Source organism: Bradyrhizobium sp. WSM4874 (assembly GCF_055811835.1).
Genome location: NZ_JBVVPR010000004.1, coordinates 102,200 through 116,973 on the forward strand (window position 1 = coordinate 102,200; position 14,774 = coordinate 116,973).

11 protein-coding genes are annotated in these 14,774 nt (G+C 64.3%); 6 read left to right on the forward strand and 5 right to left on the reverse strand.

The genetic code is table 11. The annotated features are described in order from the left end of the window. Positions 1-96 precede the first annotated feature (96 nt). Positions 97-1,236, reverse strand: a complete 1,140-nt coding sequence (locus tag AC0L3P_RS05760; RefSeq protein ID WP_473301253.1) for a cysteine desulfurase family protein — start codon at positions 1,234-1,236, stop codon at positions 97-99. 340 nt (positions 1,237-1,576) lie between these two features. Here AC0L3P_RS05760 and AC0L3P_RS05765 point away from each other — a divergent pair, with 340 nt between their 5' ends. Next, positions 1,577-2,224, forward strand: coding sequence for an alpha/beta hydrolase (locus tag AC0L3P_RS05765; RefSeq protein WP_007591562.1), 648 nt, complete (start codon positions 1,577-1,579; stop codon positions 2,222-2,224). Positions 2,225-2,237: 13 nt separating this feature from the next. Here the strand turns inward: AC0L3P_RS05765 and AC0L3P_RS05770 are convergent, their stop codons facing one another. The 3 genes from AC0L3P_RS05770 to AC0L3P_RS05780 all read right to left on the reverse strand — a co-directional run bounded on the left by AC0L3P_RS05770 (position 2,238) and on the right by AC0L3P_RS05780 (position 4,459). Then, the gene (locus tag AC0L3P_RS05770) at positions 2,238-2,561 is read right to left on the reverse strand and encodes a DMT family transporter (RefSeq protein WP_473301254.1); all 324 of its coding nucleotides are present in this window, start codon (positions 2,559-2,561) and stop codon (positions 2,238-2,240) included. 10 nt (positions 2,562-2,571) lie between these two features. Further along, positions 2,572-3,249 (reverse strand): glutathione S-transferase family protein, encoded by a 678-nt coding sequence (locus AC0L3P_RS05775; RefSeq protein WP_275171925.1) that lies wholly within the window; start codon positions 3,247-3,249, stop codon positions 2,572-2,574. 106 nt (positions 3,250-3,355) lie between these two features. Further along, positions 3,356-4,459 (reverse strand): anhydro-N-acetylmuramic acid kinase, encoded by a 1,104-nt coding sequence (locus AC0L3P_RS05780; protein ID WP_275171924.1) that lies wholly within the window; start codon positions 4,457-4,459, stop codon positions 3,356-3,358. Positions 4,460-4,623: 164 nt separating this feature from the next. Between AC0L3P_RS05780 and tyrS the strand changes: the two genes are divergently transcribed. From tyrS to AC0L3P_RS05800, 4 genes are all read left to right on the forward strand, one after another. Further along, positions 4,624-5,877 (forward strand): tyrosine--tRNA ligase, encoded by a 1,254-nt coding sequence (tyrS, locus tag AC0L3P_RS05785; protein WP_473301255.1) that lies wholly within the window; start codon positions 4,624-4,626, stop codon positions 5,875-5,877. Between the two features lie 57 nt (positions 5,878-5,934). Further along, positions 5,935-7,206: an MFS transporter gene (locus AC0L3P_RS05790; RefSeq protein ID WP_275171922.1), complete on the forward strand. Its 1,272-nt coding sequence runs from the start codon at positions 5,935-5,937 to the stop codon at positions 7,204-7,206. 219 nt (positions 7,207-7,425) lie between these two features. Beyond that, positions 7,426-7,830 carry a DoxX family protein gene (locus AC0L3P_RS05795; RefSeq protein ID WP_275171921.1) on the forward strand — a complete coding sequence of 135 codons (405 nt, stop codon included), beginning with the start codon at positions 7,426-7,428 and terminating at the stop codon, positions 7,828-7,830. Positions 7,831-8,226: 396 nt separating this feature from the next. Further along, positions 8,227-9,921 (forward strand): methyl-accepting chemotaxis protein, encoded by a 1,695-nt coding sequence (locus AC0L3P_RS05800; protein ID WP_275171920.1) that lies wholly within the window; start codon positions 8,227-8,229, stop codon positions 9,919-9,921. Between the two features lie 131 nt (positions 9,922-10,052). Here the strand turns inward: AC0L3P_RS05800 and AC0L3P_RS05805 are convergent, their stop codons facing one another. Next, positions 10,053-13,850 (reverse strand): YhdP family protein, encoded by a 3,798-nt coding sequence (locus AC0L3P_RS05805; protein ID WP_354057459.1) that lies wholly within the window; start codon positions 13,848-13,850, stop codon positions 10,053-10,055. A gap of 204 nt (positions 13,851-14,054) precedes the next feature. Here AC0L3P_RS05805 and AC0L3P_RS05810 point away from each other — a divergent pair, with 204 nt between their 5' ends. Then, on the forward strand, positions 14,055-14,747 hold the full coding sequence (locus tag AC0L3P_RS05810) for a peroxiredoxin (RefSeq protein ID WP_473301256.1): 693 nt from the start codon (positions 14,055-14,057) through the stop codon (positions 14,745-14,747). Positions 14,748-14,774 lie beyond the last annotated feature (27 nt).

The following is a 14,774-nucleotide window of genomic DNA, read 5'->3' on the forward strand; positions in this document are numbered from 1 at the left end:
TCAAGGACCGCGGTGGATCATCAAACTCGGACGACTATTACGATGTTTCTTGGCGGGACGCACGCGCTTAGAACCGTTCAAGCCGTGTTTCATCGCTTATCCCTTAAGTAGGGTATTACCGAGCTTTCGCCAAGCCTCTAACGCCCTGTTGATGTCATCCGGCTCCGTGGACCAGCCCAGACTGAGACGCACCGCTCCCTGGGCGACGGTGGGATCATACCCCATCGCCGACAACACATGGGACGGCTGGACCTTGCCCGAGGAACAGGCAGATCCCGAGGACACTGCGACACCTTCGAGGTCGAAACCGATCACGGCGATCTCGGCCTTCAAGCCAGGGGCCGTGAAAAGAACGGTATTAGGCAACCGCTCAACGTTGTCTGAGAAGACCGTTGCGCCGGCCATGGAGCGAATGCCGTTTTCCAAGCGATCTCTTAGACTTGCCATCCTCTCCGTATCCTCCGGCAAAGCCTGAAGGGCAACGCGCAGCGCTGCCCCGAAGCCGGCAATGCCTGCGACATTCTCGGTTCCCGCGCGCCGGTTCAGCTCCTGCCCGCCGCCCCGCAGCAACGGCTCAAGTCCGGCCACGCCCTCGGCCACAACCAGCGCGCCGATCCCCTTGGGGCCGCCGATCTTGTGCGCAGAAAAGGTCACAAGGTCTGCGCCAATCACCTTGATATCGAAAGGGATTTTTCCAAGCGCCTGGATTGCATCGACGTGCAGGAGGCCGCCCGCCCCGTGAACGACTCCCGCGGCATCGGCGATAGGCTGCTGCGCGCCCGTCTCGTTGTTGGCGGCCATGACGGAGACCAGCGCCGGCGGGCCATCGCCGAGCAGCGCCTTCAAATGGTCGAGGTCGATCACGCCAGAGCGCGTGACCCGGATCTGACGGATCTTATCGGCCGGGAACCGGCCGCCTGCCAGCACCGAAGCATGCTCGACGGCCGAGACCAGAAGCCGCTCGACAGGTCCGCCAGACGGGCCCCGAAGGCCCGGCGACAGCCCCAGCGCGTTGGCCTCTGTTCCCGCCGAGGTGAACACGACATTCCGCGGCAGCGCCCCTACGGCTTCGGCAAGCGTGGACCGGGCCCCCTCAACGAGCCGCCGTGCCTCCCGCCCCTCGGCATGAACCGAGGACGGATTGCCGATCAGCTCGTAGGCTGCAAGCATTGCGCTTCGCGCCTCGGGGCGAAGCGGCGTGGTCGCGTTCCAGTCGAGATAAACACGGCTCGGCATGACGTATTATATTACCATGAGTCAGGCTGCTTCGCCCGCTGGTACCCGACATGGGCCCGCAGGGAGCACTTGGCAATCTCGATTCCCAATCGCCATCGCGCGATGACGGCCATGACACGCTAACGTCTTGAGCCGATTGCGGGATGTTCAAGATGCTTGCTTTTTGACCCTCGCCTCATGTTAGAACGCGCGCGTCAGTTCGCCGCGCGCCGCTCGCGCATCATCCGAGGGCGCCGCTCCACCCTTCCATTCGCGGCTTGATCGGCCCAGCAGCCGATGAAATCCGCACAATCGGTTGATTGTTGAAGAGCGTCTTCAAGGGATCAATCAAGAGATCATCATGCCTGAAGTTATTTTCACCGGCCCCGCCGGCCGTCTCGAAGGCCGCTACCATCCGGCCAAGCAGAAGAACGCGCCGATCGCGATGGTCCTGCATCCGCATCCGCAGTTCCACGGCACGATGAATCATCAGATCATCTACCAGTGCTACTATGCGTTCGCGCATCGCGGCTTCTCGGTGCTGCGATTCAATTTCCGCGGCGTCGGCCGCAGCCAGGGTTCGTTCGACCACGGCACCGGCGAATTGTCGGACGCGGCCGCGGCACTCGACTGGGCGCAGACCATCAATCCCGAAGCGCGCGCCTGCTGGGTTGCCGGCTTCTCCTTCGGCGCCTGGATCGGCATGCAGTTGCTGATGCGCCGCCCCGAAGTCGAGGGCTTCATCTCGATCGCGCCACCCGCCAACCTCTACGACTTCTCGTTCCTCGCGCCCTGCCCGTCCTCGGGCCTGATCGTGCATGGCGAGAAGGACGCGGTGGTGCCGCCCAAGGACGTCAACACACTGGTCGAGAAGCTGAAGACCCAGAAGGGCATCGTGATCGACCAGCAGGTCATCCCCGGCGCGAACCATTTCTTCGACGCCAAGCTCGAGCCGCTGATGGAAACCATCACCGCCTATCTCGACATGCGCCTCGCCAACGTGCGCTAAGGGGCGGCACCGCTCAAGCCAGCTTGAGCGCGACGATTCCCATCAAGACGAGCGCGCTGCCCGCAAGTTTCATCGCGCTCAGGGCCTCGCCGAACAGCGCGACGCCCATGACGAAGGTGCCGGCGGCGCCGATGCCGGTCCAGACCGAATAGGCGACGCCGACCTCGAGCACCTTCAAGGCGCGCCCGAGCAGGACAACGAAGGCTACGAGCAGCACGAGCGAAACGACGCTCCAGCCAGCGCGCGTGTAGCCCTCCGCATATTTCATCGAGATCGCCCAGCCGACGTCGAGGAGGCCGGCGATCACCAGCATCAGCCAGGCCATGGATTGCGACATCGGCGTGGGCTCAGGCCGCAAGCTTGAGCAGATGTGCGTCGTGGCGCACGAGGAAGGCGCGCAGCAATTGCGAATAGTCCGCGCCCACGGCAGTGCGGACGCTCGGACGCTTCGCCAGCTCGGCGCGCCACGCCCGGACCTTCGGCACATCGCGGAAAATGCCGTGCTCAGTCAGCTCGTCGAACAGATCGAAATAGCGGAAGACGGGAGCGAACACGGCGTCGACCAGACTGAACGCTTCGCCAGCAAAATAAGGACCGGCACCGAGCGCCGCTTCGACCCGCGCAAATTTCGCCACGAGCGCCTGGCGCTTGCTCTCGAACGTCGCCGGATCGGTCGTGGTCTCCAGGCCCCAGAGGTCGCCGAGCACTGCTGAACCGAACTCCATCCAAGCCCGGTGCTCGGCACGCTTCAAGGCATCCGCCGGATGCAGCCTCACCCCGCCTTGCGTCTCCTCGATGTATTCGCAGATCACGTTGCTCTCGAACAAAGCGACCTCGCCCTTCTCGCTCGTCACGACCAGCACCGGCACCTTGCCAAGCGGTGACAGTTTGAGAAACCAGTCGGGCTTGTTGGCGAGATCGATGTCGACCCGCTCGAACGGAACGCCCTTCTCCTTGAGCGCGATCACTGCGCGCTGCACGTATGGACAAAGCTTGTGGCTGATCAGTTTGAGGGAAGCGGTCATGGCAACGATCCCGGCGGTTGGATGCAACTGCATCCAACATAAATGCATTTGCATACACTCGTCAAGTTCAATGCATTTGCATGGACGGCGCCGATCTATTAAGGCCTCAAGGCCGCGCGATCACCCCGCCCGTCATCGGCATCGGCACGCCCGTGGTAGTGGGATACGACAGCGGCAGTCCCTTCAGGCCGCGCGCGGCGAGGAAGCCGAAGGCCTGCGCCTCGATGGCGTCGGAGGCCCAGCCGACTGTCTCGGCGGCCTCGACCGTGGCGGACCCGACGCGCTCCCGCAGCATCTGGAGCATGGTCCGGTTGCGCGCGCCGCCGCCGCAGACGATCCAGCTCCGCGGCCTGCGAGGCAGCAGCGGGATGATGCGGGCGATCGCCGCCGCGGTGAAGGCGGTGAGAGTCGCGGCGCCGTCGGCCGGCTGCACCTCGCCGAGCTTCAGGGCGGCAAAATCGTTGCGATCGAGCGATTTCGGCGGCGGGCTTGCGAAGAACGGCAGCTCCAGCGCTCGCGCGATCCAGGCTTCGTCCGCCTTGCCAAGGGCTGCGAACTTTCCGTCCGCGTCGAACGCCTGATTCATGGTGCGGTACATGAAATCGTCGAGCAGCGCGTTGCCGGGCCCGGTATCGCAGGCAATCAGCGTGTCGTTGCCGTCGATATAGGTGATGTTGGAGACGCCGCCGATATTGACGACAACGATCGGCCCTTCGCGCTCCAGCGAATGGACGAGCGCCCGGTGGTAAACCGGCACGAATGGCGCGCCCTGCCCGCCGGCCTCGACGTCGGCGGCGCGGAAATCATGCATCACGGGGATATGGATTGCCCTGGCCAGCGCCGGCGCATCGCCGATCTGCACCGTCAGCCGCTTCTCGGGGCGATGCAGCACGGTTTGGCCGTGGAAGCCGACGATGTCGATGTCTTCCGGTTTCATCCGGTTCTGGGCAACGAAAGCGGCCACCGCCTCGGCATGCGCGAGCGTCACCGCGCGTTCGGCCTCGGCCAGAACTCCCGGCCGGGCATCGCGTTGCGACAGCTGCACGGCCTCGCTCAGCGCCTGGCGCAGCAGGTTGCGCTCCGCCGGGCTATAGGGCCGATAGCCGGACGGCCCGAACGCCTTCACCTGCTTTCCGTCGGTTTCGATCAGCGCGACATCCACCCCGTCCAGCGAGGTGCCGCTCATCAAGCCGAGTGCCGTCAACATCATGGATCAGCGTCCTCAAGAGCCCCCTCCGGCATGCCGATCTTGTGCCAGAGGGACACATCTTATAATGCCACAGGCCAAAGTGGCGGGCGGCAACCGAGTTCCCACGGAAGACCCTTAAATTGCTCCCAAAACAGTAAACCAAGAATTGTCAGGCGCGCCGACAAATGACTGCATTCAAATCGGATTTCCTCAATACGCTGCAGGAACGTGGATTCGTCCATCAGTGCTCCGATTTCGAGGGGCTGGACGCACTCGCCGCCAAGGGCGAGGTGACCGGCTATGTCGGTTACGATTGCACCGCTCGCTCGCTGCACATCGGCAATTACCTGACCATGATGATGCTGCACTGGCTGCAGGAGTCCGGCAACAAGCCGATCACCCTGATGGGCGGCGGCACCACCATGGTCGGCGATCCCTCCGGCAAGGACGAGACGCGCGCAATCCGCTCCGTCGCCGAGATCGAGGCCAACAAGGAATCGATCCGAGGCGTGTTCGCAAAAGTGCTGCGCTATGGCGACGGCAAGAGTGACGCCATCATGCTCGACAATGCCGAGTGGCTGACAAAGCTCAACTACATCGAAATGCTGCGCGACGTCGGCCGGCACTTCTCGGTCAACCGCATGCTGACCATGGACTCCGTGCGGCTCCGCCTCGAGCGCGAGCAGGAGATGAGCTTCATCGAGTTCAACTACATGATCTGCCAGGCCTATGACTATGTCGAACTCGCCAGGCGGACCGGCTGCAACTTGCAGATGGGCGGCTCCGACCAGTGGGGCAACATCATCATGGGCGTCGATCTCGGCCGCCGCATGGGCACCCATCAACTGTTTGCGCTGACCACGCCGCTGCTGACCACGGCGTCGGGCGCCAAGATGGGCAAGACCGCGCAAGGCGCGGTCTGGCTCAACGCCGACCAGTTCTCGCCGTATGATTTCTGGCAGTACTGGCGCAACACCGAAGACGCCGACGTCGGCAAATTCCTGAAGCTGTTCACGACGCTGCCAATGAGCGAGATCAGGAAGCTCGAGGCGCTCGGAGGCTCCGAGATCAACGAGGCCAAGAAGGTGCTCGCCACCGAGGCGACCGCGCTCTTGCATGGTCGCGACGCAGCGAACGAGGCGGCCGAGACCGCGCGCCGCACCTTCGAGGAAGGCGCGCTGGCCGAGAGCCTGCCGACCGTGGAAATTCCGCGCGGCGAGTTCGACGCCGGCCTCGGCGTGCTCAACGCCTTCGTCAAGGCGGGTCTCGTTGCCTCCAACGGCGAAGCACGGCGCCAGATCAAGAGTGGCGGCCTGCGCGTCAACGACGAGCCCGTCACCGACGAGAAGATGGCGTTGTCGGCGGCCGACCTGACGCCGGAAGGCGTGGTCAAGCTGTCGTTCGGCAAGAAGAAGCACATCCTGCTCAGGCCTGCATAGGCGTATGAGCTTTTCGCTGCTTGTCAGGGGGCGCTGAAGCGCGCTCCCTGATTGGCAATGGACCAGAACACGCTCGAGGAACAGTCCAAGCAAGCGACCAGGGAAGGCGTCACGGCGACGCCGCAGGGCGTCGTGCGCACCGCGCTCGTGGTGCTCGCGCTCTGCTTCACACTCGCCGTGCTCGGCCGCGGCCTCAGCGAAAGCTTTACCGTCTTCCTGAAGCCGATCTCGGAAAACTTCGGCTGGGATCGCGCCCAGGTGGTCTCGATCTATTCGCTGACCTGGCTCGTCAGCGGACTGATGGCGCCGTTGGTCGGACGCCTGTTCGATCATTCCGGCCCACGCATCGTCTATGCCCTCGGCCTCTTGCTGCTCGGCTCGGCCTTCCTGATCGCAAGCCACGCGCAGTCACTCTGGCAGTTCCAGCTCTCGATCGGACTCTGCGTCGGCATCGGCGTCGCCTTCATCGGCAATGTGCCGAACTCGATCCTGCTGGGCCGCTGGTTCGGCCCGAAGCTGCCGACCGCGATGGCGGTGGTCTACTCGGCCATGGGTGGCGGCGTGCTGGCGCTGCTGCCGGCCTCGCAGCTTTTGATCGATCATCTCGGCTGGCGCGAGACCTACCAGCTGTTCGGCTTCGCTGCGCTCGGCCTCCTGGTGCCGCTCATGCTGCTGCCATGGCGGCTGTTCGCCTCGGGGTCGCCGCGTATCGCCAAGAAGACCGATCCGCATTTCGTCGATCACGGCTGGACCCTTCCGAGCGCGATGCGCCATCACGCCTTTTGGGCGCTGTTCTCGACATTCTTCTTCACCGCCGTCGGCATGTATGCGATCGCCGCACAGATCGTGGCCTATCTGATCGATGCCGGCTTTCCACCGCTGCAGGCCGCCACCGCCTGGGGCTTCTCCGGCGTCGTGCTGGTGTTCGGCATGCTAGGGGTATCAGCGCTCGACGGCCTGATCGGACGCCGGCCATCCGTGCTGCTCAGCTACGCGATCTCGATTCTCGGCATCTTCCTGCTGTGGCTGTTGCAGTACGATCCGAACATCCTCCTGCTCACCGGATTCGTGGTCTGCTTCGGCAGCATGATGGGCTCACGTGGACCGCTGATCACGGCGACCGCAATGAAGATCTTCGGGGGCAAGCGCGTCGGCACCATCTACGGCACCATCTCGATCGGCAGCGGGCTCGGCTCGGCGTTCGGCTCCTGGAGCGGCGGCCTGATCCATGACGCGACGCATGGCTACAACGCGCTGCTCGCCTTCGCGCTTGGGAGCGTGGTGCTCGGGATGATCCCGTTCCTGGTCGTGCCCGCCTTGCGGCGATAGGTCTCCCGCAGGTAACTTGGGCGCATTCGCGTCACCGGGAAATTACGGATGGGCGCGGCGCGAATAGATGCAAAAAATGCGGATCGCACGCGGCTGAAAGTCTCGGCTGCGGTGTTTTGTCCGACATGACAAAAATGTCAGCTCAAATTGAGCTGGGGTGGCTTGCGGCTCGGAACCGAATACGGTCCAAGTCGCGCATTGGATGGAGGGCACAAACCAATGAACTTTCCCTATCTCGTTCGCTTTCAACCCGTTCTCTTGAGCCTGTTTCGCTTTATGACTGGACTCCTGTTGCTCCAGTACGGCATCGCCAAGCTGTTCAAGTTTCCGGTGCTTCCCTACTTCGCAAACATCCCGCCGATCATCTACGCAGCCGGTACGCTTGAGCTCGTGCTTGGCGCGCTGCTGATGATCGGCCTGTTCACCCGCCTCGCGGCGTTCATCCTCTCGGGTGAGATGGCCTTCGCCTATTTCATGGGCCACATGTTCAAGGGCGAGACGCCGGTGTTCCTGCCGCTGCTCAATGGTGGCACCGCGGCGATCCTGTTCTGCTTCGCCTGCCTCTATCTCTCGGCAGCCGGCGGCGGCTCGGTCAGCGCCGATGCGGCGATGGGCAAGGACTAGCGGCACAACCGGCGGCGCGCTCGCGCGGCGCTGAGGCGTCAGCAATTGATTCGTGAATAAAGGGATGGCACCAGTATATTTACGGGTGCCATCTCAGCGCGAGCCCAGCACGTTCCAGACCAGGACGAGGACCGCGACGAGCAGCATCGACATGATGAGGCGATGAACGAATCGGTTCATGTCCGCTCCCATCGCATTCGATCGCGACTAAAGACCCACACAATTTTCTCCGACTTGACGAGCCATGCGCCCACGCGGCGCATTTCCGCATGGATGTCTGCGCATGCAGCTCGCGGACGCCGCTTGCGCGGCAGCCCGTCGCACGCGTCCATTCATGATTGGTAAGAATTTCATGCTACCGACGCGAGCAACAATAACCATTCCGTCGAGGCCGTGATGAAGCTGCTGAGTCACCTCAAGATCCGCACCAAGCTCGCCAGCATGGTCTGTCTCTCGGCGCTCACGGTCACGGCCATCATCGGGGTGTCGTCCGTGCTCAGCAAGAGCCGCATGCTGGAGGACCGCGTCCAGCAGATGCGGACCGCGGTCGATATGCTCCACAACCTCGCCCAATCACTTGAGGAGGAGGTCGGCGCCGGCAAACTGACGCAGGCCGAAGCGAAGGCCCAGTTCCATCTGCGCGGCCGCCGCATGAGCTTCAATGGCGGCCAAGGCTATCCGGTGGTCTACAACGCCGATACGTCCCTCATCGTCAACGGCGCCAACCAGCAGCTCGAAGGCAAGATTACCGGCGCAAAGGACTCCAATGGCGTCCTGATCGCCGACGCTATTATCAAGGCCGGCGCTGAGACCGCACAGGGCGGCGTAACCTCGTATCTCTATCCCCGCCCCGGCCAGACGGAGCCCGTCCGCAAGACCGTGTTCGCGCGCAAATTCGCGCCCTGGAACGCGACGATCAGCTACGGCCTCTATGTCGACGACATCGACGCCGACGTGCGAGCCTTGACGCTGGAATTGGGTGCGATCGGCATCGGCCTGATGCTGCTGATGGCGACACTGTCCTGGCTGATTGCCCGCGACGTGCTCGGCGCGCTCGACCGCCAGAAGAACCGCATGCAGGCCATTTCCGAAGGCGCGATCGACGCGGCGGTCGAGGAGACCGGTCGCGGCGACGAGATCGGCCGCATGGCCGAGACCCTCGAAGTGCTCAGGCAGACCGCGCTGACGGCGCGCAAGCTGGAGGCCGAGCAGGTCGCCACCAAGACCCGCAGCGAACAGGAGAAGCGTGACGCGCTGATCTCGCTCGCCGACCGGTTCGATGCCTCGGTCGGCCAGCTCGTCGGCCTGATGGCCTCGGGCTCCGGCGAGCTGGAGGTCACCGCCAAGTCGATGTCGTCGACCGCGGAAGGCACCAACCGCCGCGCCGCCGTCGTCGGCTCGGCCGCCACGGAAGCCAGCCAGCGCGTGCAGACGGTCGCCGCCGCCGCCGAGGAGCTCTCCTCCTCCATCACCGAGATCAGCCGTCAGGTCGCGCAGTCCGCCGTGGTCACCGGCCGCGCCGTGGACAGCGCACGCCGCACCGACACCATCGTGCGCGCGCTCTCCGATGGCGCCCAGCAGATCGAGCATGTCGCCGAGCTGATCTCCAGCATCGCGGCGCAGACCAATCTGCTCGCGCTCAACGCCACCATCGAGGCCGCACGCGCCGGCGAAGCCGGCCGCGGCTTCGCCGTTGTCGCCTCCGAGGTGAAGTCGCTGGCGAGCCAGACCGCGGAAGCCACCCGCGAGATCGGCGAAAAGATCGCCCAGATCCAGGGCGCGACCAAGGAAGCGGTGGACGCCATCGGCGGCATCACCGCCACCATCGAGGAGGTCAGCCGGATCGCCACGTCGATCGGCGCTGCGATCGAGGAGCAAGGCGCCGCCACCGCCGAGATCGCCCGCAGTGTCTCGCAGACGGCTGAGGCGACCCAGGAAGTCACCACCAATATCGGTGGCGTCAGCACGGCAGCGAACGAGACCGGCAATGCCGCGGGCATGGTGCTCGCCGCGGCCTCGAACCTCTCCAAGCAGGCCGAGCAGCTCTCCGGCGAAGTCGGGACCTTCCTGGCCGGCGTGCGCGCGGCGTAGGCGGCCGGAATGCTCACAATGATCTCGTCATGCCCGGGCTTGTCCCGGGCATCCACGTCCTTGACGCCGCGGGACAAGGCGTGGATGGCCGGGACAAGCCCGGCCATGACGCCGGAGACAGCTGCTCGCCGCTATCGCCGCGCGAGGGTGCAGCCGCTTGATAGCTGACGCGTCGATCCGCTCGAGCCATCGTTCGACTGCGACGGGAATTCCTCGAACGGCGAGTTCTGTTTGCCGGTGTTGAATTCGAAGATCTTGCGGAATAGACCCGGCGCCATCGCCGAAATCGGATTGACGCGCATCACCGGCGCGGCGGGCGTGCCGACGACCTCGTAGGTCACGCCGATCAACCCTTCATTGTTGCCGCCGCCGAGGAAGATACCGAACAGCGGTATCTGGCCGAAGATGTTGTTGACGCCATACATCGGCACGAAGGTGCCGCTCATGCAGACCTGATTGCCGGGAAAGTCGATTGAGCCCTCGATGGTGGCGCCGATCATCGGCCCCTTGACCACGCCGTCGCGGATCGTGAGCGCGCCGTTCTGCCGCGTGAACTCCGCACGCAACGCCGTGAAGGCCACGCCGCTCTGCGCACCGTTGGGAGCGCCCGCCGCGACGCGATCGAGTTGATCCATTCCCTTGACCGAGAAGTCGCGCACATTGATCAGGCCTTCCCGTGTCGTAGGCTCTGACGTCGGCGGCTCCATGGCCACCACCATCTGGCCGCCGTAGACCTTGTTGGTGGTGTCTGTGAAGCGCAGGAAGTTGCCGGCATCGCTGGTCTGGAGATAGATGACCTCGCGGTTGCCCTGGGCGCGGCCGCCGCGCAGGTCGGCGGCCACGGGCGTGTCTTTTCCGATCCTGCCGCTCAGCGTGAAGGCTTTGACCGCACCGTTGCGCCGCGACATCTTGGCTTCGACGCTGCGCATCGCCTCGCCGTTGAAACCCATGACGGCGCCGAGCTTCACGTCCATGTCGAAATCGACGTTCTTCGTCTTGCTCTTGGCGTCGTCCTTGGAATTGCCTGAAATCGCCGATTTCAGGAAGCCGCGGCCGTCGAATACGTCGCCGCGCATCGTGCCCTTGACCACGCCCTCCTGGCTGCGCTCCACCTTCAGCGACGCCTTGTCGCCGTCTGACGGCGCATAGGTCGGGAAGTTCGCGTTCATGAGATCGCCGTTGGCATCGACCTCGAGCGACCCCTTGATCGAGGCGCCGCCGCCTTCGATGACGATCTCCTCCAGACGCGTCGATTGCGCCGTCGGCACCACCTTGAAGCTGGCCTTGCCCGCTCTGCCCGGCAGCTTGACCCAGCCGGGCAGGATGTTGTCGAGCTTGACGGAGGTCAGGTCGGCCTCGATGCCGAGCTTCGTCGTCTGGTCGGGCCCCCCTGCGATCTTGCCCGACAGCTTGATCGGCACCGATCCGCTGACGGCGGGACCCAAGTCAAATCCGAGGCGCGCGCGGCTCGCATCGTCGAGCGTGGTCTGCAATTTGACGTCCGCGTCGCCCTCGGCCGGTTTGCGGTAGTCGAGCGAGGCCGCCTGCCCGTTGATCTTGACGTCGCCCTTGACCTGGTAGCCCTGGTTGCTCGCGACGATCTTGAGGTTGTTGGCCTCCAGCTTCTGGTTCATCACGAGCTTGTCGGCACCAAAACCGTTGAGATCGGCGGTAACGCTGTAGGTGGTGTCGGCTTTGGTCAGCTCGCCCTTGACCGGCAACCCAAGCTGGACGTTCGCCGAGAACGTCCCCTTGCTCGTATTGGGATCGATGACGGTCGACGACAGATCGCTCAGGCGATCGTTGGAAAGCATTTCGGCGGCCGCAGGCACCGGGCCTTCGACACGGAACCTGGTCCGCGACGGCGAAGGCTTGGGCGCCATATCGGGCACCTCGAAGACAAAGTCGGAAATCGTGACCTTGCGGCCTGCTGGCGTATCGGCAATGCCCTGCCCGATATTCACCGTCGCGGTGCGACCGGTCACGCGTGCCTTCAAATCGGCATCGTGCACCACCGGCAAGCCATCCACGGGGCGAACCGTGACACCGCTCGCTACGATATTGACCGACAGGCCGTCGTCGGGAATGGGCGGGCCCTTGCGCGGAAGATTCTTCGTCGGTGAATTAACGCCGATCTCGATGCGCTGGAGCGTTCCACGCTCGATCCGCTCGATCACCCATTCGCGCAACTCGGGAACGACAAGCGTCGGCCACATCCGCTTGAGCGCGGAGGCCGACATCGGCGTTCCCGCAAAACCCAGTGTCAGCCGCGGCTCGCCCGAATAGTCGATGGCACCGGTGCCGGCGACGCCGATCTCCCCGTTGGAGATATCAGCCTGCGTCAACAGCAGCCTCTTGTGGTCGGTGTCGAAACGGAAGCCGATCGCAATACGGTTGAAGACCAGCGGCGGCTCGTTGTCGATGCCGCCGAGCAGGATCGAACCGCCGCTGAAACCCAGCTGCCAGTCATTGACGGTACCGTTGGGCGGCTCGACATGAGCCAGAAGCGTCAGACGGTTCGCGCCCGAGAGGACCTTGAAGGGAGCGACCAGCACCCGCCGATTGGCGTCCCACTCGACATTGATCTCAGCCGAGTCGATCGCCATCGGATAGTCGGGCGTATCGGTGTCGATGATGTTGCCCGCGCCGACCGCGATCTTGCCGCGAAAGAAGGTCGGCACGCCGTCGCGGCCGAGCTCGCCCTTGAGCTCGCCGGTCAGCGGCAGGTCGGCGGTGTAGGTGAGGTCCTTCACCCGCAGCGCCAGCAGGATGTTGGCGGTCGAGACCTTGTCGGCGCGGATATCGACCGAGCGCACGCCGTTCTCGGCGGGGCCGATCGTGGCGCGCAACGACCACGGACGCGGGCCCTCCTCGCCGAGGCTGAGCGCGACGCCGCCACGGCTCGGTCGGCGCAGGCTGAGCGTGATGTTCTCAAACGTCCATTTGCTGCCGCGCTGCTGATCGTCGACGATCAGATTGCCGTTCTTCAGGCCGATCTCGTTGAGGTTCTGGCCGTCGAGGCCGGTCATGCTCAGACTGTCGAGCCAGTCGAGGCCCTGAAGAATGCCAGTCGGGGCCGCGGCCTGGGGCGCGGCTTGCGATGCGTCGGGGGTCGCAGGCTCGGTGGCGAACGGCGGCGGTGGCACACCGTTGCGCGGGAAAGTCGGCGGCAGCCCCGCGTCCTTCTTGGAGGCGACGCCGGTTGCGAGCGGCTTTGCGGTGTCGCCAGCCGACACCGTAACGGTGCCGTCAGGCGCGATCCGGATCGCGAGCTCGGCATCGACGAGGTTGAGGCTTTCTGCGCGCAGATGCCCCATCAGCAGGCCCGCACCCGACAGCTTCACCTCGGCCTTCGGTGCGGTGGCGACAATGACGTGATCGTGGTCGCGCACGACGATATCGCGGATGCGCACGGCAATGCGGATCCGCCCGGCCCGTTCGATCTGCGTGCCGCCGACCTCCACGGTGTTGCCGTGACCGATATTGTCCTCGATCGCGGCGGCGAGCCACGGCGTCGCAATGTCGAGATTGATGGGACCGGCGCCGAGTCGCCACCACAGCGCGCCGAAACAGCCGACGAAGATGACGATCAGGGCACCGACGACCACGGCCACGCGCTTCAGCCAGCGACCGCCGCCCAGCCAGCGGCGCAGCGGCCCAAACCCGTCAGCGAAGCGATGGAAGCCCGAATTGGAACGCGACAACAGCCGGCGCGCCCGATAGCCCGCCGCCGCTTCCTGATCCGGATCCCAATCGGCGTCGTCCCATTGCTGCGACTCTGTTTGGCTGCCGCGCCGATCCAAATCCCGATTGTAATCCTGGGGCGACGTATTCCTTGCCATTGCCTCTCGATACAGGCGCCCGTCGTGGGATTGAGCGCCGCCGGGGCCGCAGCCGTCGACGGGAAGCGAAGCTTCCCGCGCCGGCATTGCCGCCATACCTCGAATATTCCTTCTGTTCGTCATGTCGCCCCGGGAGCGCGTTCAACGAGCAGTGGGGTGGTGCGTGGAATTCCTTGTAACCAGACTCCGGCGTCGTCAGACTCGCCCTGCCGAGGGCACGATTCCGGCATAGCGGAAAAGGGCTGCAATACCGCTTTGGTTGACCCGCCGAAAGCGACGAAAGGAAGGCGTATGTCCAAGAAATCCCAAAAGAAATCGTCCAAAGCGCCCTCCGGCAGTCCGACGGCTAAAAAGACGCCCGTGAAAGCGCGGGCTGCGACTCAAACCAAGTCCGCGAAAACACAGCGGACACCGGCGAGCAAATCAACTGGGACCATAGCAAAGACAGCATCGCATAAGGCCGCATCGAAACGGTTAAATTCTTCCAAATCGGCACCCGCACCCGAAAAGGCGACGAAGGCCGGCCTGGCCGAGGGTCAGGATGCTCCCGCCTTCCGCCTGCCCCGCGACGGTGGCGGTGTCGTCGCGCTGTCGGATTATACCGGCCAGAAGCTGGTCCTGTTCTTCTATCCCCGCGCCGATACGCCGGGCTGCACCAGGGAAGCCATCGATTTCACCCGGCTGACCGGCGCCTTCGCCACGGCTGGCACCGCCGTGCTCGGTATCTCCGCCGATCCGGTCAAGGCTCAGGATAAATTCCGCGACAAGCACGGTCTCGACGTGCCCCTGATCTCGGACGAGACGCACGCGATGCTGGAGGCCTACGGCGCCTGGGGCGAAAAGTCCATGTATGGCAAGAGCTTCCTGGGAGTTCTTCGTACCACGATGCTGCTTGGCGCCGACGGCAGGATCGCCCGGATCTGGCGCAATGTCCGCGTCGATGGCCACGCCGACGAGGTCTTGGAAGCGGCAAGAACCCTTTAACCAATCATTTAAATTCAAGCGGTTCCG